Source organism: Mesorhizobium sp. M7A.F.Ca.CA.001.04.2.1, assembly GCF_003998485.1.
Lineage (GTDB): Bacteria > Pseudomonadota > Alphaproteobacteria > Rhizobiales > Rhizobiaceae > Mesorhizobium > Mesorhizobium ciceri.
Genome location: NZ_RZQT01000046.1, coordinates 20,668 through 44,029, shown reverse-complemented (window position 1 = coordinate 44,029; position 23,362 = coordinate 20,668). Strand labels below are relative to the sequence as shown.

Genomic DNA, 23,362 nt, shown 5'->3' with positions numbered 1-23,362 from the left:
GATCGTCGAAGACTACGGGCAATTCTCGCGCGATCTCGGCTTCCAGACGATTGTGCCGATCCCGATGTCGGCCCGTTATGGCGATAATGTCAGCCGTCGGTCGGAAAGCATGGAATGGTATTCCGGCCCAACGCTGATCGAGCATCTCGAAACCGTGTCGGTCGACCAAGCGATGGTCGAACTGCCGTTCCGTTTCCCGGTCCAGTATGTCAATCGTCCCAATCTCGACTTTCGCGGCTTTGCCGGCACGGTCGCTTCCGGCTCGGTTGCGCCCGGCGACGAGGTCGTTGTCGCCAAGTCGGGCAAATCCTCGCGCGTCAAGCGGATCGTCTCGTATGGCGGCGATCTCGCCCAGGCGGCTGCCGGACAGGCCGTCACGCTCGTCCTCGACGACGAAGTCGAAATCTCGCGCGGCAACATGCTGGTTTCGCCTGCCGCACGGCCGCAGGTCGCCGACCAGTTCGCCGCCAACATCGTCTGGTTCGACGAGCATGCGCTGCTGCCGGGCCGCTCCTACATCCTGCGCACCGAGACCGACCAGACCAGCGCCACCGTCACCGATCTGAAATACCGGATCAACGTCAACGACTTTGCCCATGAAGCGGCCAAGTCGCTCGAAATGAACGAAGTCGGCATCTGCAACATCTCGACGCGGACGCCGATCGCCTTTGATCCCTTCGCCGAAAACCGCACAACCGGCGCCTTCATCCTGATCGACCGCATCTCCAACGCCACGGTCGGCGCCGGCATGATCCTGCACTCGCTGCGCCGCGCCGAAAACATCCATTGGCAGTCGCTCGATGTCGGCAAGCGCGTGCGCGCCGACATGAAGAACCAGCGGCCCGCCGTGTTCTGGTTCACCGGGCTGTCGGGATCCGGCAAGTCGACCATCGCCAACCTGTTCGAAAAGAAGCTGTTCGCCACCGGCCGTCATACTTATATCCTCGACGGCGACAACGTCCGTCACGGTCTCAATCGCGATCTTGGCTTTACCGATGCCGATCGCGTCGAGAACATCCGCCGCGTCGCCGAGGTGGCGCGTTTGATGGCCGATGCCGGGTTGATCGTCATTGTTTCGTTCATTTCGCCGTTCAGCGCCGAACGGCGCATGGCACGTGAATTGATGGCCGACGGAGAATTCGTCGAGGTGTTCGTCGATACGCCCTTCGAGGAATGCGCCAGGCGTGATCCGAAGGGCCTCTATGCGCGCGCGCTGAATGGCGAGATCAAGAATTTCACCGGCGTCGATTCCCCTTATGAAGCGCCGGAAACCCCGGAGATCCATCTGCAGACACTCGGCAAATCGGCCGAAGAGATGGTCGACGCCCTGGAACACTGGCTGAACGAGCGCGACATTGCCGAAGACCAATACGATAGCGGCGGCGGCATCTGACGACAGGCTGATGCTCGAAATCTTCGAGCGCCTGGCCTTGTCGGCCGGGCGCGAGGTGATGCGCGTGTTCCACGCCGGCTGTGCGGTTGACCGCAAGTCCGACGCCTCGCCGGTGACCGAGGCGGACCGCGAGAGCGAAAAGATCATTCTCGCCGGACTGCGTGCCGCATTTCCCGATATCCCCTGCGTGGCCGAGGAAGAAGCTTCCGCCGGCATCGTGCCGCCCGACCTAAATGGGGCTTTCTTCCTGATCGATCCGCTCGACGGCACCAAGGAATTCGTCAACCGCCGCACCGATTTCACCGTCAACATAGCGCTGGTTCGCGATGGCGTGCCGGAGGTCGGCGTCGTCTTTGCGCCCTGCACGGGCCGCTTCTTTTCCGGCCTGCCGGGAAGGGCGGAATCTCTCGAAATCGATGGCGGCTACCAGATCGTCGGCCGCCGGCCGATCTCGGTGAGAACGGCCGTGGCGCCGCTGGCCGTCGTCGCCAGCCGTTCCCACAACACGCCGGAAACCGAGGCCTATATTCGCGACCTTGGTGCCGCCGAAATCGTCTCGGTCGGTTCGTCCTTGAAATTCTGCCTTCTCGCCAGTGCCGAGGCTGATGTCTATCCGCGCTTCGGCCGCACCATGGAATGGGACACGGCGGCAGGCGACGCCATCCTGCGCGCCGCCGGTGGCATGACGCGCACGCTCGATGGCCAGCCTCTGGTCTATGGGAAGCGCCGGCAAAGCGACGACGAGGATTTCGCCAATCCGCATTTCATTGCCAGCGGCGGGGCAGGGGTCAGCCCCGCCTGAGAAGGCCCGGTAGCTTACTCGGCCGCTGCCTGCGCCGAATTCGAGCCTATATAGTTGCGGATCGTCTCGATGATGCGGTCCTGGTCGGCTTCGCTGAGATAAGGGTGCATCGGCAGGCACAGGATCCGCTTCGGCAGGTCTTCCGAAACGGCAAGGCCGGTCGGCGTGCGCGGATAATCGCGATAAGCGACCTGGGCATGCAGCGGCTTCACATAGTAGATGACAGACGGAATGCCCTTTTCGCCGAGATGCGCCCTCAGCCCGTCGCGCTTCGGCGTCTCGATGGCGTATTGCGCCCAGGCCGAACGGCTGCCGTCCAGATTGCGGGCGGCGGTAACGACGTCGCCAAGCCCATCGGCATAGCGCTTTGCCACGACCTGCCGGGCGACCATCTCGTCTTCGAGAATGGCCAGCTTCTCGATGAGGATCGCCGCCTGTATCGTGTCGAGCCGCGAATTGATTCCGACGCGGACATTGTCGTACTGCGTCTCGCCCTTGCCATGAAAGGCGAACGAGCGAAGCTGTTCGGCCAGCGCATCGTCATTGGTGAACATCGCGCCGCCGTCGCCGTAGCAGCCAAGCGGTTTTGCCGGATAGAAGCTGGTCGAGCCGACCGCACCGAAGGAGCCGCACATCTTGCCGTCGAGCGAACCGCCCATCGACTGGGCGGCATCCTCGATCACCATCAGGCCTTCGCGGTTGGCGATCGCCATGATCGCCTCGTAATCGGCGGCAAGGCCAAACAGATCGACGGGAATGATTGCCTTCGGCTTCAGCCTTCCTTCCTTCTTGATCATGGCAATGGCCGCTTCGAGGCTGGCAATGTCGATGTTGTAGCTGTGCGGGTCGACATCGACGAACACCGGCTCGGCCTTGGCCAGCGCCACCACTTCGGCGGTGGCGGCGAACGTGAAGCTCGGCACGAACACCGCGTCACCCGGGCCCACGCCGGCTGCAAACAGCGGCAACAGCAGCGCGTCGGTGCCGTTGGCGCAGGCCACGACATGCTTGGTACCGATATAGGCGGCAAGCTTGTTCTCGAATTCGGTGACTTGCGGGCCAAGAATATAGCGGCCCTCGTCAACGACACGGTCGATCGCGGCCTTCAGCCGGTCGCGGATTCGTTCGCGCTGCGCGCCAAGATCGATGAACTGCATGTCGGCCTCAAAATGGGTTAGCCAGATAATCGGCCGCTGGTACCAGAGTTGCGCTTGCCGAGAAAGCCGGGCAGGCGGAGCCCTAAATTGCGGAAGTGTCGCAGCCCGTTACCAGTTTTCCCGGCGAATGTCAGTCAGATGCCGGAAATCCGGGCTTCGTCGGGCGCCATCCCGCCCTTATAGCCTTGGAAAGAGCCCCTGCGAAACATAAAGTGATCGATTGGGCTCAACTTATGTTGAGCGTTGCTCAGGCGATTTCATGTCGCCAGGGTGGGTTGGCGCCGGCCCGCGACACGGTCACTGCCGCCGCCTTCGCGCCGAGCGCCAGCGCCTTATGGATGGCGTCTTCCGACAGTCCGGAAATCGCCGCCTTCGTCAGCAGGCCTTGCCCGTGCAGCGAGGCGAGGATGCCGGCGTTGAACGTGTCGCCGGCGCCGACCGTGTCGACCACCTCGACCCTTTCGGGCATCACCGTGACGGCGTGCTTCTTGCTGTAGCCGATCGCGCCTTCGCCGCCATGGGTGACGACGATCAGCTTCGGACCGCGGTCCAGCCAGTTGCGGATGACATCCTCATGCGAGCCGGCTTCGCCGAACCAGTTCAGGTCTTCGTCCGACAGTTTCACGATGTCGGCCATCGCCATCATGGTGCGAATGCGCTTGAGGTGCTTGGCCTTGTCCGGGATGAAGTTCGGCCGGATGTTGGGATCGAGCATCATGACGCGGCTTTCATGCTCGCGCCGCATGAACTCTTCATAGGCGCTGCCGGCGGGCTCGGAGATCAGGCTGATGGCGCCGAACAGCATGGCTTCGATCTCGTTGCCGAGCTGCGGCAAATCGTCGATCGTCAGCATGCGTCCGGCGGTGTTCTCGTCATAGAAAGTGTACGTCGCCTGGCCGTTGGTGAGCTTGACGAAGGCCAGCGTGGTTGGCCGTGGCGAGGTGTGTGCATAGGTGGAACTGACCTTGCTCGCCCCAAGCGCATCCCGGAATTGGCCGCCGAACAGATCCGACGACAGGCCGGAAAAGAAGCCGGCCGGCGCGCCGAGCCGGCCAAGTGCGATTGCCGTGTTGAATACGGCGCCGCCGACATAAGGCGCAAAGGCCGGCTCGCCCGCTGTCGTCGTGCGCGGCAGCATGTCGATCAGGGCTTCGCCGCAGCAGAGGATCATGGCTTCTTGGTCTCCGGCGGATAGATCACGCCCTTGCGTATAATGATGTTGGCGTAGAGCCGCGGCTCGCTTGTCGCGACGATGGCATGCGCCGATTTGACCCGTGCATAGAAGTCGGCGCCGGCCAGCGCAACCACCTTGCGGCCTGGCGCCCGTTTGGCGCAGATCGCTTCGATCTCATGATGGACAGGATCGGCAAGCGAGGGATCGCCTCGGACCGAGGCGCGAAACAGCGCCTCCGGCACGGCGTCATCGACAGGCAGGACACTCAATATCGCGTCGAGTACCGGGATAAGAGGGTGGCCATCGGCGCGTACCAGTCGGGTTGCCTGCTGTTCCGCCGGATAGTTTCCGTCGACAAGGGCGATTTCGTCGCCATGGCCCATGCCGCGCAGGATCGCCAGAAGCTCCGGACCGAGCAGCGCCGGGATTCCGATCAGCATCAGGCGCTCCTGGAAATCGTCGTCGAGCCGATCAGGAAGCGTTCGGAAAGTGGCAGGCTGGCGCCGCCGAGCGCCCGGGCATGGATACCGACGGTTCCCTCGCGAATGGCGGGCAGCTTCAAGCCTTCGCCGTCGATCGTGGCGATTGCCGCAATGATGGCGTCGACCAGCTGGCGGCGCACCGCCTTCGGCATCCAGCCGTCGATCACCGCCGCTTCGAAATCGATGATCGAGGATGCGGCGACGATGGCGTAAGCGAGCGCCCTTGAGGCGCTGGCGATCCAGCCGTCGAGTTCGGGTCCGATCTCGCCCCAGTCTTCCGGCGAGGTCCACAGATGCGAGGCCTCGATGCCGCGCGCATTGAGCGCCTTTTCGAGCATGGCGATGGAAGCGACATCGATCAGTTGGGTCGGCTTGCCGTCCGGCCCGGGCACGGGCATGGAGCCGAGCGCTCCGGCATTGCCGGTCGGGCCGCCAAAAAGCCGGCCGTTCAGCACGATGCCGCCACCGGCAAAGGCGCCGATATAGAAATAGACGAAGTCACGCGCAGCGCCCGCCTGCCCGAAGACGAGTTCGGCGCCGCAGGCCGACGTGGCGTCGTTCTGCAAATAGACCGGAAAATCGCATTGCGCCTGGATGTCGGCCCTGATGTCGCGGTGACGCCATTCGTCCATCACGTCGCGCGGGGCGCCGGCGGTATCGGCCCAGTTCCACAATTCGAACGGCATGGCGATGCCCAGCCCGGCGATGCGCTTGTCTTGCGCGGGCGTGAGCTCGCCGCGCATCTGCCGCATGCCGTTGCTGACGAAGTCCACCGTCTCGCGCGGCGCCGGGTAGCGATAGGAATGCTGCAGCATCGAACGAACATTGCCAAGGAAATCGATCAACACCAGTTCAGCGCTGCGGCGGCCGATCTTCAGGCCGATGAAGAAAGCGCCTTCGGGATTGAGCGCCATCGGGATGGAAGGCTGGCCGATCTTGCCGCGCAACGGCGCCTGACGCAGCAGGAGGCTTTCTTCCTCCAGCTCGCGCATGATGACCGAAACCGTCTGCGCCGAAAGTCCGGTCATGCGGGCGATGTCGGATTTTGCCAGGCTGCCGTGTTGACGCACCAGCGACAGCACCAACCGCTCATTGTGGTCGCGCATGCCGCTCTGGTTGGTGCCGCGGTGAATGAGACTGTCATTCACCTCGGGCGAACCATGCCTCGCAATGGCCGTTTCCACCCTGTTCCTCCCGTCGTTTCCCCTCAATGCTTTTGGGCCAGAATGGGTGAACGAAGCAATGCTGTCAATAATAAATAAGAGTGATTTAATTATTGACAGGGGCTTCGGCCTGGTGTCTGTTAAGGCAGCGTCCACGCTGGGAGAATTTCGTTGGATGCGCTGCAGGTGCCGGTTGGCCGGCATCGGAATGGTTCCACTGGGAGGAAAATCGTGACCAATACAAAATTGTTGAAATCGACCGTGTTTGCCGCCGCGGCTCTGGGGCTGATGGCGTTTGCCTCGTCCGCATCCGCCGCCGGTGTCGGCGCCTGCCTGATCACCAAGACCGACACCAATCCCTTCTTCGTCAAGATGAAGGAAGGCGCGACCGCGAAGGCCAAGGAGCTCGGCGTCGACCTCAAGACCTATGCCGGCAAGATCGACGGCGACAGCGAGAGCCAGGTCGCGGCGATCGAAAGCTGCATCGCCGACGGCGCCAAGGGTATCCTGATCACCGCATCCGACACCAAGGGCATCGTGCCGACCGTGAAGAAGGCGCGTGATGCCGGCCTGCTGGTGATCGCGCTCGACACGCCGCTCGATCCGATCGACGCCGCCGATGCGACCTTCGCGACGGACAATCTCGAGGCAGGCAAGCTGATCGGGGCCTGGGCCGCCGCCACGCTCGGCGACAAGGCCAAGGACGCCAAGATCGGTTTCCTTGACCTGACGCCTTCGCAGCCGACTGTCGACGTGCTGCGCGACCAAGGCTTCATGATGGGCTACGGCATCGACGTGAAGGATCCGAACAAGATCGGCGACGAGACCGATCCGCGCATCGTCGGCCATGACGTCACCAACGGCAACGAAGAGGGCGGCCGCAAGGCGATGGAGAACCTCCTACAGAAGGACAACACCATCAACGTCATCCACACCATCAACGAGCCGGCCGCTGTCGGCGCCTACCAGGCGCTCAAGGCTGTCGGCCTCGAAAGCCAGGTGCTGATCGTTTCCGTCGACGGCGGCTGCCCCGGCGTGAAGTCGGTGGCCGAAGGTGTCATCGGCGCCACTTCGCAGCAATACCCGCTGCAGATGGCTGCACTCGGCATCGAGGCGATCGCCGCCTTTGCCAAGGACGGAACCAAGCCGAAGCCGACCGAAGGCAAGAACTTCTTCGACACCGGCGTCAACCTGGTGACCGACAAGCCGGCCACCGGCGTCAAGTCCATCGACACCAAGGAAGGCCTCGCCAAGTGCTGGGGCTGATGCCGTTCTGACCGGCATCCAAGGAACCTGAGCGGTCGGGGCTTGATCCCCGGCCGCTTCGGGTGGACGATGGCTCGCGTGACCGCGAACAATCCCGGCAGCAGACCGGAAAGGCGTGGACTGGCGTCGGCGTTTGGCTGAAGCCTCCGGGGAGAAAACATGGCTCAAGCTCAGGAATTCGAGAAGGTTCTCTCGAGCAGCGACACCAGCGTTGCTGCTTTTGACGAGCACAAATCGGCCGTCAAGCGTATCCAGCATTTCTTGCATTCGACGCCGGCCGCGGTGCCGCTGATCGTCCTGGTTCTGGCGATCATCGTCTTCGGCATCACCATCGGTGGGCGTTTCTTTTCGTCCTACACGCTGACGCTTATCCTGCAGCAGATCGCCATCATCGGCATTCTGGGGGCTGCGCAGACATTGGTCATCCTGACCGCGGGCATCGACCTGTCGATCGGTGTGATCATGGTGATTTCAGCGGTGATCATGGGCAATTGCGCGGTCTCCTACGGCATGCCGAGCGCGCTCGCAGTGGCGATCGGGCTTGCCGCCGGCGCCGCCTGCGGGCTGCTCAACGGGGTGCTTGTCGCCTACATGAAGCTACCACCCTTCATCGTGACGCTTGGCACCTGGAACATCGTCATGGCCACGAACTTCATCTATTCGGCCAACGAGACGATCCGCGACACCGACGTCGACACCCAGGCGCCGCTGCTGCATCTCTTTGCCATCAGCTTCAAGGTCGGCACTGCGGTGCTGACGCTCGGCGTCATTGCCACGGTCCTGCTCGTGATGATCCTCTGGTACGTGCTCAATCACACGGCGTGGGGCCGCCATGTCTACGCCGTTGGCGATGACCAGGAGGCGGCGAAGCTGTCGGGCATCCAGACCAAGAAGGTGTTGATGACGGTCTACACCTTGGCCGGCCTGATCGCCGCTTTCGCGGCCTGGGTCTCCATTGGCCGCAACGGCTCGATCTCGCCGTCGGCTGCCGTCACCGACTACAATCTGCAGGCCATCACCGCGACGGTGATCGGCGGTATTTCCCTCTTCGGCGGACGCGGCTCCATCCTGGGCACGCTGTTCGGCGCGATGATCGTCGGCGTCGTTTCCATGGGCCTCAACATGCTGGGCGCCGATCCGCAATGGAAGGTGCTGCTCACCGGTGTGCTGATCATCGGCGCCGTGGCAGTCGACCAATGGATCAGAAAGGTGTCGGCATGACCATGACCCAGGAACCCATCCTCACCGCGCGTGGCCTGATCAAGCGCTATGGCCGTGTCACCGCCCTCGACAATGCCGACTTCGACCTTTATCCCGGCGAAATCCTCGCCGTCATCGGCGACAACGGCGCCGGCAAGTCGTCGCTCATCAAGGCGATTTCCGGCGCGGCCGTGCCCGACGAAGGCGAGATCCGGCTTGAAGGCAAACCCGTCGCCTTTAAATCGCCGATGGAGGCACGCGAAGCCGGCATCGAGACCGTCTACCAGAATCTGGCACTGTCGCCGGCGCTCTCGATCGCCGATAACATGTTCCTTGGCCGCGAGATCCGCAAACCGGGTTTTCTGGGCGATTGGCTGCGTATGCTCGACCGTCCGGCGATGGAAAAGCGCGCCCGCGACAAGCTTACCGAGCTTGGCCTGATGACCATCCAGAACATCAGCCAGGCTGTGGAAACGCTCTCGGGGGGCCAGAGGCAGGGCGTTGCGGTGGCGCGCGCGGCCGCCTTCGGCAGTCGTGTGGTGATCATGGACGAGCCGACGGCCGCCCTTGGCGTCAAGGAAAGCCGCCGCGTGCTCGAGTTGATCCTCGACGTCAAGAAGCGCGGCCTGCCGATCGTGCTGATCTCGCACAACATGCCGCATGTGTTCGAAGTGGCCGACCGCATTCACATCCACCGGCTCGGCCGTCGCCTCTGCGTCATCGATCCCAAGCAATATACGATGTCCGATGCCGTGGCCTTCATGACCGGAGCAAAGGTTCCGCCCGAGGCAGCGCTGGCGGCCTGATACATGTCGCCCAAGTGCTGGAGGGTTGGCGGCACGGCAAGCACGGAACAGGAATTTGAAGCGCATCGCGCGACCGTCTTGGCGCGTCACACTTGCGAATTGCCAAATTGCCGCAGGGGGCGTGCCGGTTCGGGCTTGTTTAAATCGATTGAATATATAGCGGTATCAGCTAGCATGGGCTGGGAGGAGCGATGAAAGCCGGTATGATCATGGCAACCGCACGAGAGGCATCATGACGAGCGCGATGACATCCGAACCCCTTCCTCCACTGCTCGAAAATCCTGATCCCAAGACACTCGCACGTGAAGTCTTGGTGGCCCTCAAATACCGGGTCGGCAAGGATACCACCGTTGCGACCCAGTACGACTGGCTGACCGCCTCGATCAAGGTCGTGCGCGACCGGATCGTCGATCGCTGGATGCAGGCGACGAAGGAGGCGTACGATCAGAAGGAAAAACGCGTCTACTATCTGTCTCTGGAGTTCCTCATCGGCCGCCTGATGCGCGATGCCTTCTCCAATCTCGGCCTGATGGACAACATGCGCGAGGCCCTGTCGTCCCTGGGCGTCGATCTCGATCTCATCGCCGCACTCGAGCCGGATGCCGCACTTGGCAATGGCGGCCTCGGGCGGCTTGCGGCCTGCTTCATGGAAAGCATGGCGACCGTCGACATTCCCGCGCATGGCTACGGCATCCGCTATGCCAACGGCATGTTCCGCCAGGAGATTCACGACGGCTGGCAGGTCGAATTGCCTGAAACCTGGCTCGATCACGGAAACCCGTGGGAATTCGAACGCCGTGAGCGCTCGTTCGAGGTCGGTTTCGGCGGTTCGGTGGAATCGATCACCTCCAAGGACGGCCGCCTCGAACGCCATGTCTGGAAGCCGACCGAGCATGTGCTGGCCGTCGCCTATGATACGCCCGTCGTCGGCTGGCGGGCCAACCGCGTCAACACGCTGCGGCTCTGGTCGGGCATGCCGGTCGATCCGATCCTGCTCGACAAGTTCAATGCCGGCGACCACATCGGCGCGCTCGCCGAAAGCAACAAGGCCGATGCCTTGTCGCGCGTGCTCTATCCCGCCGATTCCCACAAGGCCGGGCAGGAACTGCGGCTTCGGCAGGAATATTTCTTCTCCACCGCATCGCTGCAGGACATCGTCCAGCGCCATCTCAGCCAATATGGCGACCTGAAGTCCTTGCCCGACAAGGCTGCGATCCACCTGAACGACACCCATCCGGCCATCGCTGTGCCGGAGTTGATGCGCCTGTTGATGGACGTCCACGGCATGGACTTCGATCAGGCCTGGGACATCACCCAGCGCACCTTCGGCTACACCAACCACACGCTGCTGCCCGAGGCGCTGGAAAGCTGGCCGGTGCCGCTGTTCGAGCGGCTTTTGCCGCGCCACATGCAGATCGTCTATGCCATCAACGCTGAAGTGCTTCTGGAGGCGCGTGCGTCCAACCAGTTCTCGGACGAGCAGATCGGCCGCATCTCGCTGATCCAGGAAAATGGCGACCGCCGGGTGCGCATGGGCAATCTGGCCTTTGTCGGTTCGCACTCGATCAACGGCGTTTCGGCGCTTCACACCGACCTGATGAAGGAGACGGTGTTCGCCGATCTGCACAAGCTCTATCCCGATCGCATCAACAACAAGACCAACGGCATCACGCCGCGGCGCTGGCTGATCCAGTGTAATCCCGGGCTGACGTCGCTTGCCCGCGAGGCGATCGGCGACCGCTTTCTCGATGACATCGACGCCATCAAGGATCTCGACGGTTTCGCCGGCGATGCCGCCTTTCGCGACAAGTTCGCCGCCGTCAAGCGAGCCAACAAGGCGCGGCTGGCCAACCTCGTCGCCGACCGGCTCGGCATCAAGGTCGATCCCTCGGCGCTGTTCGATATCCAGATCAAACGCATCCACGAATACAAACGCCAGCTTCTGAATATCCTCGAGGCGATCGCCCTCTACGACCAGATCCGCTCGCATCCCGAGCGCGACTGGATGCCGCGCGTGAAATTCTTCGGCGGCAAGGCGGCGCCCAGCTACCACAATGCCAAGCTGATCATCAAACTCGCCAACGATGTCGCCAAGGTCATCAACCGCGATCCGGCCGTGCGCGGTCTGCTGAAGGTGGTGTTCGTGCCGAACTACAATGTCAGCCTTGCCGAGATCATGATGCCGGCCGCCGATCTGTCCGAACAGATCTCGACCGCCGGCATGGAAGCGTCGGGCACCGGCAACATGAAGTTCGCGCTGAACGGTGCGCTGACCATCGGCACGCTCGACGGCGCCAATGTCGAGATCAAGGAATGCGTCGGCGACGACAACATCTTCATCTTCGGCCTGACCACCGCCGAGGTCGCCGAGCGGCGCAACAACGGCTACGATCCGCGCGCCGTCATCGAAGGCTCGCCTGAGCTGGCGCAAGCGGTTGCGGCTGTTTCGTCAGGCGTCTTCTCGCCGGACGATCCGGAGCGTTACCGCGATCTCATCAACGGTCTCTACAACAGCGACTGGTTCATGGTTGCCGCCGATTTCGATGCCTATGCCGCCGCCCAGCGCGAGGTCGATGCGGTCTGGCGCAACAGTCCCGACTGGTACGCCCGGGCAATCCGCAACGTTGCGCGTGTCGGCTGGTTCTCCTCCGATCGCACGATCCGCCAATATGCGAAAGAAATCTGGAACGTGCCTGTCTGATGTGATTGCATGAGGCCGCAAACAATGTGGTCCCGGTGATGTGAATTGAATGTCGGATTCACATCACTAGAAACAAACACTTGGTGCCCGGGGAGGGACACTGCCTGATGAAGAAGCCGCGCGCGACCGCTGCGACAAGCGGGCCGGATGGACTGGCGCCAGCCGGCGATGTCGCGGCGATTGTTGCCGGCACGCACGGAGATCCCTTCGCCGTCCTTGGTGTCCATGAGGTCGGCAAGAGCCTGTATGCCCGGTGCTTTGTTCCGAATGCCGAATTCGTCACCGCCTACACGCTGACCGGCACCATCGCGGGTGAACTGTCCAGGCGCGACGATGGCGGCTTTTTCGAAGGCAAGCTCTCGATCAAGAAGCGGCAACCCCTGCGCTATCATGCCAGGAACGCCGGCGGCGACTGGTGGCTGACCGATCCCTATTCGTTCGGTCCGGTGCTGGGCCCGATGGACGATTACTACATCGCCCAAGGCTCGCATCTCAGGCTGTTCGACAAGCTCGGCGCCCATGTCATCGATCACGAAGGCGCCACCGGAGTGCATTTCGCCGTCTGGGCTCCCAATGCGCGGCGCGTCTCTGTGGTCGGCGACTTCAACGAGTGGGACGGCCGCCGGCACACCATGCGAGACCGGCGCGACACCGGTATCTGGGAACTGTTCGTACCCGACATCGGTGCCGGACGACCCTACAAATACGAGATCATCGGCCCCGATGGTGTGAGGCTGCCGCTGAAGGCCGACCCGTTCGCCTTCAAATCCGAACTGCGTCCGGCTACTGCTTCGGTCGTGGCGGTGCCGCCGGCGCACGAGTGGGGCGACGAGGCGCATCGCAATTTCTGGCGCAATGCCGATCACCGGCGAGAAGCCATCTCGATCTACGAGGTCCATGCCGGCTCCTGGCAGCTTCGCGACGACGGAACGTTCCTGTCATGGGACGAGTTGGCCGACCGGCTGATCCCCTATGTGGTCGAGACCGGTTTCACCCACATCGAATTCATGCCGATCTCTGAACATCCCTACGACCCGTCCTGGGGCTACCAAACGACCGGCCTTTACGCGCCGTCAGCCCGCTTTGGCGACCCGGACGGCTTTGCCCGTTTCGTCGATGGCGCCCACCGCGCCGGCGTCGGCGTCATCCTCGACTGGGTGCCGGCACATTTCCCGGTCGACGCGCATGGCCTGGCCAATTTCGATGGCACCGCGCTCTATGAACATGCCGATCCGCGCAAGGGTTTTCATCCCGACTGGAACACCGCGATCTACAATTTCGGCCGCCGCGAGGTGGTGTCGTTCCTGGTCAACAATGCGCTGTTCTGGGCCGAGAAATACCATGTCGACGGTTTGCGCGTCGACGCGGTCGCCTCGATGCTCTACCTCGACTATTCGCGCAAAGCCGGCGAATGGATCCCCAACGAGAAGGGCGGCCGCGAGAATCTCGAGGCGGTCAGCTTCCTGCAGAAGATGAACAAGGAGGTCTACGGCCATCATCCGGGCGTCATGACCATCGCCGAGGAATCGACCTCATGGCCGAAGGTCTCGGCACCGGTGCATGAAGGCGGCCTCGGCTTCGGCTTCAAGTGGAATATGGGCTTCATGCACGACACGCTGGAGTATTTCTCCAAGGAGCCGATCTTCCGAAAACACCACCACAACGACCTCACCTTCGGCCTGACCTACGCCTTCTCGGAGAATTTCGTGCTGCCGCTCTCGCATGACGAGGTCGTGCACGGCAAAGGCACGTTGCTTGGCAAGATGGCCGGCGACGACTGGCAGAAGTTTGCGACGCTGCGTGCCTACTACGCTTTCATGTGGGGCTATCCCGGCAAGAAGCTGCTGTTCATGGGACAGGAGTTCGCGCAGCGCCGCGAATGGAGCGAGGCGCGCGCGCTCGACTGGAACCTGCTTGAATTCCGGCCGCATCGCGGCGTCTGGCAGACGGTGCGCGATCTCAACTATCTCTACCGTTCGCGCCCGGCACTGCACGGCCGTGATTGTGAGCCGGAAGGGTTTTCCTGGCTGATCGTCGACGACAGCCAGAATTCGGTTTTTGCCTGGCTGCGCAGCGCGCCGGGCGGCAGCCCAGTGGCCGTCATTTCCAATTTCACGCCGGTGCCGCGCGAAAATTATCGCGTGCCGTTGCCGACATCAGGCAAATGGCGCGAGATCATCAACACCGACGCTTCTGAATATGGCGGTTCCGGCAAGGGCAATGGCGGCATGGTCGAGGCGCGGGCGGAGGAAGGAAGCATCGCCGCGACGATGCTCTTGCCGCCGCTGTCCACGATCATGCTCGAGCTCGTCGCCGACTGAACCCATCGACACTGAGTAACATGTCGAGATCGAGTAACTTGGGAGGGTAGAAATGGCAGACTTGAAACGGACCCAGCCGCTGGCGCGCGATGCCATGGCCTATGTATTGGCCGGCGGCCGTGGCAGCCGCCTCAAGGAACTGACCGACCGGCGTGCCAAGCCGGCCGTCTATTTCGGCGGCAAGACGCGCATCATCGACTTCGCGCTCTCCAACGCGCTTAACTCCGGCATTCGACGCCTCGGCGTTGCCACCCAGTACAAGGCGCATTCGCTGATCCGTCATCTGCAGCGCGGCTGGAACTTCCTGCGCCCCGAGCGAAACGAAAGCTTCGACATCCTGCCGGCCAGCCAGCGCGTCTCGGAAACGCAATGGTATGAGGGCACGGCTGACGCCGTCTATCAGAACATCGACATCATCGAGGCCTACGGACCCGAATACATGGTCATCCTAGCTGGCGACCACATCTACAAGATGGACTACGAGATGATGCTTCGCCAGCACGTCGACGCCAATGCCGACGTCACCGTTGGCTGCCTCGAAGTGCCGCGCATGGAAGCCACCGGCTTCGGCGTCATGCATGTCGATGGCAAGGACAACATCATCGCCTTCGTCGAAAAGCCCGCCGATCCGCCCGGCATTCCCGATAAGCCGGAGTTTGCCTTGGCCTCGATGGGCATTTACGTCTTCAAGACCAAGTTTCTGATGGAGCAGTTGCGCCGCGATGCGGCCGAGCCGGGCTCGAGCCGCGACTTCGGCAAGGACATCATCCCCTATATCGTCCAGCACGGTAAGGCGATCGCGCACCGCTTCGCCAAGTCCTGCGTCCGTTCGACCGCCGAGAACGAGGCCTACTGGCGCGACGTCGGAACGGTCGACGCCTATTGGGAAGCCAATATCGACCTGACCGATATCACGCCGGAACTCGACCTCTACGACCGCGACTGGCCGATCTGGACCTATGCCGAATTGAAGCCGCCGGCAAAGTTCGTGCATGACGAGGATGGCCGCCGCGGTTCGGCTGTGTCTTCGCTGGTTTCGGGCGATTGCATCGTCTCGGGGGCTTCGCTGAAAAAAAGCCTGATCTTCACCGGCGCGCGCATCAATTCCTATTCGACGCTCGAAGAAGTCGTCATGCTGCCCGACGTTCATGTCGGCCGGAACGCAAAGTTGAAGCGCGTGGTCATCGACCATGGTGTTAGGATACCGGAAGGGCTGGTGGTCGGCGAAGATCCTATTCTCGACGCCAAGCGCTTCCGCGTTTCCGAAAAGGGCATCTGCCTGGTCACCCAGGACATGATCGACAAGCTGGGGCTCTGACGCATGCAGGTTCTGTCGGTCACGCCGGAAATTTTCCCGCTCATCAAGACCGGTGGGCTTGCCGACGTGACCGGCGCGCTGCCAATTGCCTTGGCGGCCAAGGGCGTGACCGTGCGCACGCTCATGCCCGGCTTTCCGACCGTCATGGCTGCCTTCAAGAAAAAGCGGGCGGTTCTGCAATACCCCTTGCTGCAGGGCGGCAAGGCCTCTGTCCATTCCGTCCAACTCGCCGGGCTCGAACTGTTCGTGCTCGATGCGCCGCATCTGTTCGACCGTCCCGGCGGCCCCTATGGCAATGCGACCGGCGTCGACTGGCCAGACAATTGGCGGCGTTTCGCGGCGTTGAGCCAGGTCGGCGGCGACATCGCCGGCGGCGCCATCTCGGGCTACCAGCCCGACATCGTGCACGCCCATGACTGGCAGTCGGCGATGACGCTGGCCTATATGCGCTATGGCAAGGCGGTCGGCGTGCCTTCGATGATGACCGTCCACAACCTCGCCTTCCAGGGCCAGTTCGGCGCCGGCATTTTCGGCGAGCTTGGCTTGCCGGCGGCGGCGATGGCGCTCGACGGCGTCGAATATTATGGTGGTGTCGGCTTCCTCAAGGCGGGCCTGCAGGCCGCCTGGGCGATCACCACGGTCAGTCCGACCTACGCGCAGGAAATCCGCTCGCCCGAATTCGGCATGGGCCTCGACGGCCTCATCAACATGCGCTCCAGCGATCTCCATGGCATCGTCAACGGCATCGACACCGGCATCTGGGATCCGGAAACCGACAAGCATCTGGTGTCCAACTACACGGCCAGCACGCTGAAGGCGCGCGCACCCAACAGGGCTGCCGTGGAGGACCGCTTCAACCTTGAGCGCGATGACAGCCCGATCGTCTGCGTGGTCAGCCGCCTGACCTGGCAAAAGGGCATGGACATATTGGCGCTGGTGGTCGACGGCATTGTCGCGACGGGTGCGCGGCTCGCCATCCTGGGATCGGGCGATGCCGGTCTCGAAGGCGCGCTGCTTGCCGCCGCCGCCAGGCATCGCGGCCGCATCGGCGTCGTCGTCGGCTACGACGAGGGGCTGTCGCACATCATGCAGGGCGGCTGCGACGCCATCGTCATTCCCTCGCGCTTCGAACCGTGCGGGCTGACGCAGCTTTACGGCCTGCGCTATGGCTGCGTGCCGGTGGTCGCGCGCACCGGCGGCCTCGCCGACACGGTCATCGACGCCAATGAGGCTGCCGTCTCTGCCGGCGTCGCCACCGGCTTCCAGTTCGCGCCCAACAATGGCGGCGCCTTGCTGCACGCTATCCGCCGCCTCGTCGACGCCCATGCCAGTCCGACGGTCTGGGAATCACTGCAGCGCCAGGGCATGAAAGCCGATGTGTCGTGGGACAAGAGCGCGGAAAAATACGTCGAACTCTATCGTTCGCTGCTTTCGAAAAGGGTTGCCTGAAGCATGATACGGACCGTTCCCACCAAGCCTTATTCCGACCAGAAGCCCGGCACGTCGGGCCTGCGCAAGAAGGTGCCTGTCTTTCAGCAGGAGCACTATGCCGAGAATTTCATCCAGTCGATCTTCGACGCGCTCGACGGTTTCAAGGGCAAGACCCTGGTGATCGGTGGCGATGGCCGCTTCTACAACCGCGAGGTCATCCAGAAGGCCATCGCCATCGCAGCCGCCAACGGCTTCGGCAAGGTGATGGTTGGGCAGGGCGGCATCCTGTCGACGCCAGCCGCTTCGCATGTCATCCGCAAATACAAGACCTTTGGCGGCATCATCCTGTCGGCCAGTCACAATCCGGGCGGCCCGCATGAGGATTTCGGCATCAAGTACAATGCCGGCAATGGCGGCCCGGCGCCGGAAAAGCTCACCGACGCGATCTTCGAAAAGACCAAGGCGATTTCGAGCTTCAAGATCGCCGATATCGATCCGATCGACATCGACACAACAGGAACGGTCAAGGCCGCCGACATGACGGTCGAGATCATCGATCCGGTCGTGGACTATGCCGAACTGATGGAAAGCCTGTTCGATTTCGACGCCCTGCGCAAACTCTTCAAGTCCGGCTTCCGCATGCGCTTCGACGCCATGCACGCGGTGACCGGTCCCTACGCCAAGGAGATCCTGGAAAACCGGCTCGGCGCGCCCAATGGCACCTGCCGCAATTTCAAGCCGCTGCCGGATTTCGGCGGCCACCATCCGGACCCGAATCTTGTCCACGCCAAACACCTCTATGACGAGATGATGGGACCGGACGCACCGGATTTCGGCGCCGCCTCGGATGGCGATGGCGACCGCAATCTGATCATCGGCAAGGGCATTTTCGTCACCCCGTCGGATTCGGTCGCCATGCTCGCCGCCAATGCGCGTCTGGCGCCCGGCTACAAGGCCGGTTTGAAAGGCATTGCCCGCTCGATGCCGACCAGTGGCGCGGCCGATCGCGTCGCTGAAAAACTCGGCGTCGGCATCTATGAGACGCCGACCGGCTGGAAATTCTTCGGCAATCTGCTCGATGCCGACATGGCGACGGTCTGCGGCGAGGAGAGTGCCGGCACCGGCTCCAACCATGTCCGCGAAAAGGACGGCCTGTGGGCGGTGCTTTTGTGGCTCAACATCCTTGCCGCGCGTGGCGAAAGCTGCAAGCAGATCGTCACCGAGCACTGGGCGACCTACGGGCGCAATTACTATTCGCGGCACGATTATGAAGAGGTCGAGAGCGACCGCGCCAACGCGCTGGTCGACGAACTGCGTGCCAAGCTCGGCTCGCTGCCTGGCACCAGCGTGCGCGGCCTGAAAATCGCCAGTGCCGACGATTTTGCCTATCACGATCCGGTCGACGGTTCGATCAGCGAGCATCAGGGCATCAGGGTTCTGTTCGAAGGTGGTTCGCGGGTCGTCTTTCGGCTGTCCGGCACCGGCACGTCGGGCGCGACGTTGCGCGTCTACATCGAGCGCTACGAGCCGGACAAGTCTCGGCACGATCTCGACACCCAGGCCGCCCTTGCCGATCTGATTGCCGCGGCTGACGATATTGCCGGGATTCACAGCCATACCGGCCGCCCCAAGCCGAGCGTGATCACTTGAGAGTGGCTGCGCGCGTTTCACCTTCTCCCCTTGTGGGAGAAGGTGGCCGAGCGAAGCTCGGTCGGATGAGGGGTGCTCCAGCTTGGCGCAAACCGATGTCCAGATCACTAACGCCGCGTTCCTTCCAACACCCCTCATCCGTCTCGGCGCTGCGCGCCGATCCACCTTCTCCCGCCAGGGGAGAAGGTGAGGCGCGGGCATGACCCAGCTCGGCGCCACAGTCACCCGCGAAGGCATCCGCTTTGCCGCCTGGTCGCAGGCCGCCCGTCGGCTTTGGGTCTCGATCTTCGACGAGCAGGGCATGCGGGAAATCGAACGGCTCGAACTGCAGCGGGAAGGCGAGGGCGTCCACGCGCTGTTCGTTGCAGGTCTTGGCTCCGGAACCCGCTACGGTTTCCGCGCCGACGGGGACTATGCGCCGGAGCATGGACTGTGGTTCGACCCCGACAAATTGCTGACCGATCCCTACGCCGTCGAGATTGACAGGCCTTATGCCTACGACTGGCGGCTGGCCGATCGCCGGGGCGAGGGGGGCGATACCGCGTCGCTGATGCCGAAGGCGATCGCGGCTGCGCTACCGAAGCCTGTGCAGGCTGCGCCGCCGCTCTTCCGCGCCGGCGGCCTGGTCTACGAAATTCCGGTGCGCGCCTTCACCATGCTGCATTCGGACGTTCCCGAAAAATTGCGCGGAACAGTCGCCGCACTTGCTCAACCGACGATCGTCGAGCACCTGAAAAAACTCGGCGTTGGCGCGGTCGAACTGATGCCGGTGACCGCGTCGATCGACGAGCGGCATTTGCCGCCGCTCGGGCTGCGAAACGCCTGGGGCTACAATCCCGTGACGTTCATGGCCCTCGATCCGCGCCTTGCGCCGGGCGGCATCATGGAACTGCGAAACACGGTCGCTGTGCTGCGCCAGGCTGGTATCGGCGTCATCCTCGACCTCGTCTTCAACCACACCGGCGAGAGCGACAGGCTTGGTCCCACGCTGTCGCTGCGCGGCTTCGACAACCTGGCCTACTACCGGCACACACCTGATGGCAGGCTGGCCAACGACACCGGTACCGGCAACACGGTCGCTTGCGACCATCCTGTGGTCCAGGAAATGGTCCTCGACACGCTTCGCCATTTCGTCAGGGATGCCGGTGTCGATGGCTTCCGCTTCGACCTCGCTCCCATTCTGGGGCGGGTCGAGGGCACATTCGATGCCGAGGCGCCGCTGCTGAGAGCGATGCGCGATGACGCACTGCTGGCCGATCGCGTGTTGATCGCCGAGCCGTGGGACATCGGCCCCGACGGCTATCAGCTCGGCAATTTTCCAGCGCCTTTCCTCGAATGGAACGACAAGTATCGCGACGATGTAAGACGGTTCTGGCGTGGCGACGCCGGCATGGTCGGCGCCCTGGCGACCCGGCTCGCCGGTTCGTCAGATGTGTTTGCCGCGAACGGGCAAGGCGCCAGCCGCAGTGTCAATTTCATCGCCGCCCATGACGGCATGACGCTCGCCGACATCGTGCGCTACGAGCGCAAGCACAACGAAGCCAATGGCGAGCAGAACCGCGACGGCCACAATGAAAACCTGTCCTGGAACAACGGCGTGGAAGGTGATGCGGACAACCCGGCCGTGGCAGCGGCTCGCCAGAACGACCTGCGCGCTCTGCTCGCCGCGCTGTTTGCCTCGCGCGGCACCATCATGCTGACCGCGGGCGACGAATTCGGCCGCACCCAGCAAGGCAACAACAACGCCTATGCCCAGGACAACGAGATCATCTGGCTCGACTGGGCCGGCCGCGACCAGGCGCTGGAGCGCTACACGGCGGAACTCTCGAGGCTGCGCCGATCGATGCCGGCGCTTTCCGACACAAGCTTCCTCACTGGCCAGCCGCCGGCAGGTTCGGAGATACCGGACGTCGCATGGCTTGCTGAGACGGGCGCGCCGCTCGATGAACAGAGCTGGCAGGATCCGCAGCGGCACCGTCTTGTCATGGTCCTGAGTGGCGCCAGCGACGACGACCGCCGTCTTGCGGTGCTTGTCAACGGCGATCGCCGGGCCTGCATCTTCACCTTGCCTGAACGAGACGGATTCTTCTGGGCCCCAGCTATCGAAGCGCCGGATGCGGCGGATATCTCGCGGCCAATATCCGGGCGGACGATGATCTTCATGATCGAACGAGCGCAGGCCGGCACAAGGGAGAAGCGCAATGGCGGCGAGTGACAAGAAGGGATGGTGGCGCGGTTGCGTCATCTACCAGATCTATCCGCGCTCCTTCCAGGACACGACCGGCGATGGCAGCGGCGATCTCGCCGGTATCACATCGAGGCTCGCCCATGTCGCCTCGCTCGGTGTCGGCGCCATCTGGCTGTCGCCTTTCTTCAAGTCGCCGATGGCCGATATGGGCTACGACGTGTCGGACTACTGCGATGTCGATCCGATGTTCGGCACGCTCGAGGATTTCGATGCGCTGGTCGCCGAGGCGCATCGTCTCGGCCTGAAGATCATCATCGACCAGGTGCTGTCGCATTCATCCGACAAGCACGACTGGTTTGTCGAAAGCCGCGCCAGCCGCGATAACCCCAAAGCCGACTGGTATGTCTGGGCCGATACCAAGCCAGATGGCAGCGCGCCAAACAACTGGCTCTCCGTCTTCGGTGGCCCAGCCTGGGAATGGGATTCTACCCGCCGGCAGTATTACATGCACAATTTCCTCCCCTCGCAGCCCGATCTGAATTTCCACAATCCGGAGGTTCAGGACGCGCTTCTGGGAACTGTGCGCTTCTGGCTGGAGCGCGGCGTCGACGGTTTTCGGCTCGATACGGTCAATTACTATGTCCACGACCGCTGGTTGCGCAGCAATCCACCCTTGGCATCAAGCGTCGCCGGCACCAACAGCGAGACCAACACCTACCTTTACCAGGAGCACCTGTTCGACAAGACGCAGCCGGAAAACCTGGCGTTCCTGCGCCGCTTCAGGGCGCTGCTCGACGAATATGACGACCGCGCCGCCGTCGGCGAGATCGGCGATGAAGGCCGCTCGCTGCAGACGCTCGCGGCCTACACTTCAGGCGGCGACAAGCTGCATATGTGTTACACCTTCGACCTGCTCGGTCCGCAGTTCTCGGCTGCGCATGTGCGTGGCTGCGTCGAAGCCTTCGAGGCGGCCGTCTCCGACGGCTGGGTCTGCTGGGCCTTCTCCAACCATGACGTGGCGCGCCATGTCAGCCGCTGGACAAGGCCGGACAGCGAGCCCGACGCGGTCGCAAGATTCTCGATCATGCTGCTCGCCTGCCTGCGCGGCTCGATCTGCCTCTATGAGGGCGAGGAACTCGGGCTGGAGGAGGCGGAGCTGGCCTATGAAGATCTGCGCGATCCCGTCGGCATCCGCTTCTGGCCAGGCGTCAAGGGCAGGGATGGGTGCCGCACGCCGATGGTGTGGGAGGCCGGCGCCGACAATGCAGGCTTCTCCACGGCCAGGCCCTGGCTGCCGATACCGGCCAGCCATCGCGCTCGCGCCGTCGACGTCCAGAATGCCGACACGGTCTCTGTGCTCGCGTCCTACCGGGCTGCGCTGGCCTTGCGCGGGGAGCATGAGGCGCTGATATCCGGCTCGATCCGCTTTCTCGACGCCGAGGGTGACCTGCTCGCTTTCATCCGCGACGGCGGCGGTGAAAGACTGCTCTGTGTCTTCAATTTCGCCGGAGGACCGGCCAATTGGCCGTTGCCGGGGGACATCGGAGCGGTTGCGCAGCTGGATGGCAATGCCGCGGTCGTCGAGACTGAGCTTTTGCTGCCAGCGCTCGGAGCCTTTTTGGGCAGGCTCGACTGATATCCCGACGTTACTGCACCAGCACGGCACGTCCGCATGTCGCGCCGGTGACCCGGACATCGGCCACGCCGAGATGCACGCCGAGCGTATCGAGTAGATTGTAAAGCAATGTGTCGACTGGTGCGGTCACGGTTTTCAGAAGCGTCGTCACAGCTGGCTTCACGGTGCCGAGCAACGCCGTTACGTCAAGCCCGAGGATACCAAGCGCATTGACGGAAAGCGACAACTTGTCGACCAGTGACGTTGTCAGCGTCTGGGTAATGTCCCGTGTCGGCGTCGTCTTGATGGTTTTGGCGGCGATCTCGGTTTTGTTGAAGACCAGGTTGGTCGGGCTGACGTTGGTGATGTCGGCACCCGCCGAACCCTTCACCAGTATTAGCGGGATTTTTAACAGCAGCAGATTGAGGCTGACATCCGCGATATTGGCGTCGGAGAACGACTGCGGGTTGCTGAAATCCGCGAAGGCGGTGGGGCTGTTATCGGCATCGCTGGCGGCAAGGTTCACCGCCGCGATGCCGGGCTTCGCGGCAATGGTAACCTTCAGGCTGTCGGGGCCGGTCGGGCAGTTGATGTCGGTCAGCTTGGCCTCGGCGTAGGCTACTTCGACATTCAGCGGCAGCTTGACCGACAGCAGGCTGATACCGCCGCCCAGGTTTGGGTTGCCGACGCCGACC

16 protein-coding genes and 1 pseudogene are annotated in these 23,362 nt (G+C 62.9%); 12 read left to right on the top strand and 5 right to left on the bottom strand.

What is annotated here, in order from left to right; all coding sequences use genetic code 11:
- Both cysC and cysQ read left to right on the top strand, forming a co-directional pair.
- Positions 1 to 1,393 (top strand): adenylyl-sulfate kinase (gene cysC / locus EN955_RS16660; RefSeq protein WP_127223436.1); only part of this gene is annotated, 1,393 nt, incomplete at its 5' end.
- A gap of 10 nt (positions 1,394 to 1,403) precedes the next feature.
- On the top strand, positions 1,404 to 2,195 hold the full coding sequence (cysQ, locus tag EN955_RS16655) for a 3'(2'),5'-bisphosphate nucleotidase CysQ (RefSeq protein WP_024503689.1): 792 nt from the start codon (positions 1,404 to 1,406) through the stop codon (positions 2,193 to 2,195).
- A 14-nt stretch (positions 2,196 to 2,209) separates the two neighbouring features.
- Here the strand turns inward: cysQ and EN955_RS16650 are convergent, their stop codons facing one another.
- From EN955_RS16650 to EN955_RS16635, 4 genes are all read right to left on the bottom strand, one after another.
- A complete protein-coding gene (locus tag EN955_RS16650) occupies positions 2,210 to 3,352 on the bottom strand; it encodes a DegT/DnrJ/EryC1/StrS aminotransferase family protein (protein WP_024503690.1) in 1,143 nt (380 codons plus the stop codon).
- Positions 3,353 to 3,599: 247 nt separating this feature from the next.
- Positions 3,600 to 4,523 carry a carbohydrate kinase gene (locus EN955_RS16645; protein WP_024503691.1) on the bottom strand — a complete coding sequence of 308 codons (924 nt, stop codon included), beginning with the start codon at positions 4,521 to 4,523 and terminating at the stop codon, positions 3,600 to 3,602.
- Positions 4,520 to 4,966: an RbsD/FucU domain-containing protein gene (locus tag EN955_RS16640; RefSeq protein ID WP_013532706.1), complete on the bottom strand. Its 447-nt coding sequence runs from the start codon at positions 4,964 to 4,966 to the stop codon at positions 4,520 to 4,522. Before EN955_RS16640 ends, EN955_RS16645 begins: the two co-directional genes overlap by 4 nt.
- On the bottom strand, positions 4,966 to 6,192 hold the full coding sequence (locus EN955_RS16635) for an ROK family protein (RefSeq protein WP_024503692.1): 1,227 nt from the start codon (positions 6,190 to 6,192) through the stop codon (positions 4,966 to 4,968). The genes EN955_RS16640 and EN955_RS16635 overlap by 1 nt, the downstream gene beginning before the upstream one ends.
- A 228-nt stretch (positions 6,193 to 6,420) precedes the next feature.
- On the opposite strand from EN955_RS16635, the gene EN955_RS16630 reads away from it, so the two are divergent.
- From EN955_RS16630 to EN955_RS16585, 10 genes are all read left to right on the top strand, one after another.
- The gene (locus EN955_RS16630) at positions 6,421 to 7,437 is read left to right on the top strand and encodes a sugar ABC transporter substrate-binding protein (protein ID WP_024503693.1); all 1,017 of its coding nucleotides are present in this window, start codon (positions 6,421 to 6,423) and stop codon (positions 7,435 to 7,437) included.
- A 159-nt stretch (positions 7,438 to 7,596) separates the two neighbouring features.
- Positions 7,597 to 8,658: an ABC transporter permease gene (locus EN955_RS16625; RefSeq protein WP_013532703.1), complete on the top strand. Its 1,062-nt coding sequence runs from the start codon at positions 7,597 to 7,599 to the stop codon at positions 8,656 to 8,658.
- Positions 8,634 to 9,443: an ATP-binding cassette domain-containing protein gene (locus EN955_RS16620; protein WP_224621066.1), complete on the top strand. Its 810-nt coding sequence runs from the start codon at positions 8,634 to 8,636 to the stop codon at positions 9,441 to 9,443. Before EN955_RS16625 ends, EN955_RS16620 begins: the two co-directional genes overlap by 25 nt.
- A gap of 232 nt (positions 9,444 to 9,675) precedes the next feature.
- A complete protein-coding gene (locus EN955_RS16615; RefSeq protein ID WP_024503694.1) occupies positions 9,676 to 12,144 on the top strand; it encodes a glycogen/starch/alpha-glucan phosphorylase in 2,469 nt (822 codons plus the stop codon).
- Positions 12,145 to 12,251: 107 nt separating this feature from the next.
- Complete coding sequence (glgB, locus tag EN955_RS16610) at positions 12,252 to 14,465, top strand: 1,4-alpha-glucan branching protein GlgB (RefSeq protein ID WP_024503695.1); 2,214 nt, start codon at positions 12,252 to 12,254, stop codon at positions 14,463 to 14,465.
- 52 nt (positions 14,466 to 14,517) lie between these two features.
- A complete protein-coding gene (glgC, locus tag EN955_RS16605) occupies positions 14,518 to 15,783 on the top strand; it encodes a glucose-1-phosphate adenylyltransferase (protein ID WP_013532699.1) in 1,266 nt (421 codons plus the stop codon).
- A gap of 3 nt (positions 15,784 to 15,786) precedes the next feature.
- The gene (glgA, locus tag EN955_RS16600) at positions 15,787 to 17,232 is read left to right on the top strand and encodes a glycogen synthase GlgA (protein WP_024503696.1); all 1,446 of its coding nucleotides are present in this window, start codon (positions 15,787 to 15,789) and stop codon (positions 17,230 to 17,232) included.
- 3 nt (positions 17,233 to 17,235) lie between these two features.
- A complete protein-coding gene (locus tag EN955_RS16595) occupies positions 17,236 to 18,864 on the top strand; it encodes an alpha-D-glucose phosphate-specific phosphoglucomutase (protein WP_024503697.1) in 1,629 nt (542 codons plus the stop codon).
- A 199-nt stretch (positions 18,865 to 19,063) separates the two neighbouring features.
- Positions 19,064 to 21,079, top strand: a complete 2,016-nt coding sequence (gene glgX, locus EN955_RS16590) for a glycogen debranching protein GlgX (protein WP_024503698.1) — start codon at positions 19,064 to 19,066, stop codon at positions 21,077 to 21,079.
- The gene (locus EN955_RS16585) at positions 21,066 to 22,688 is read left to right on the top strand and encodes an alpha-glucosidase family protein (protein ID WP_024503699.1); all 1,623 of its coding nucleotides are present in this window, start codon (positions 21,066 to 21,068) and stop codon (positions 22,686 to 22,688) included. Before glgX ends, EN955_RS16585 begins: the two co-directional genes overlap by 14 nt.
- A gap of 10 nt (positions 22,689 to 22,698) precedes the next feature.
- Here the strand turns inward: EN955_RS16585 and EN955_RS35430 are convergent.
- Positions 22,699 to 23,362 (bottom strand): annotated as a pseudogene (locus tag EN955_RS35430) (hypothetical protein); the annotation flags it as partial.

Coding starts and splice junctions, on each gene's coding strand:
- EN955_RS16650 (WP_024503690.1), bottom strand. CDS start 3,352: ATGCAGTTCATCGATCTTGGCGCGCAGCGCGAACGAATCCGCGACCGG.
- EN955_RS16585 (WP_024503699.1), top strand. CDS start 21,066: ATGGCGGCGAGTGACAAGAAGGGATGGTGGCGCGGTTGCGTCATCTAC.
- glgB (WP_024503695.1), top strand. CDS start 12,252: ATGAAGAAGCCGCGCGCGACCGCTGCGACAAGCGGGCCGGATGGACTG.
- EN955_RS16620 (WP_224621066.1), top strand. CDS start 8,634: ATGGATCAGAAAGGTGTCGGCATGACCATGACCCAGGAACCCATCCTC.
- glgX (WP_024503698.1), top strand. CDS start 19,064: ATGACCCAGCTCGGCGCCACAGTCACCCGCGAAGGCATCCGCTTTGCC.
- EN955_RS16645 (WP_024503691.1), bottom strand. CDS start 4,523: ATGATCCTCTGCTGCGGCGAAGCCCTGATCGACATGCTGCCGCGCACG.
- glgC (WP_013532699.1), top strand. CDS start 14,518: ATGGCAGACTTGAAACGGACCCAGCCGCTGGCGCGCGATGCCATGGCC.
- cysQ (WP_024503689.1), top strand. CDS start 1,404: ATGCTCGAAATCTTCGAGCGCCTGGCCTTGTCGGCCGGGCGCGAGGTG.
- EN955_RS16625 (WP_013532703.1), top strand. CDS start 7,597: ATGGCTCAAGCTCAGGAATTCGAGAAGGTTCTCTCGAGCAGCGACACC.
- glgA (WP_024503696.1), top strand. CDS start 15,787: ATGCAGGTTCTGTCGGTCACGCCGGAAATTTTCCCGCTCATCAAGACC.
- EN955_RS16640 (WP_013532706.1), bottom strand. CDS start 4,966: ATGCTGATCGGAATCCCGGCGCTGCTCGGTCCGGAGCTTCTGGCGATC.
- EN955_RS16615 (WP_024503694.1), top strand. CDS start 9,676: ATGACGAGCGCGATGACATCCGAACCCCTTCCTCCACTGCTCGAAAAT.
- EN955_RS16595 (WP_024503697.1), top strand. CDS start 17,236: ATGATACGGACCGTTCCCACCAAGCCTTATTCCGACCAGAAGCCCGGC.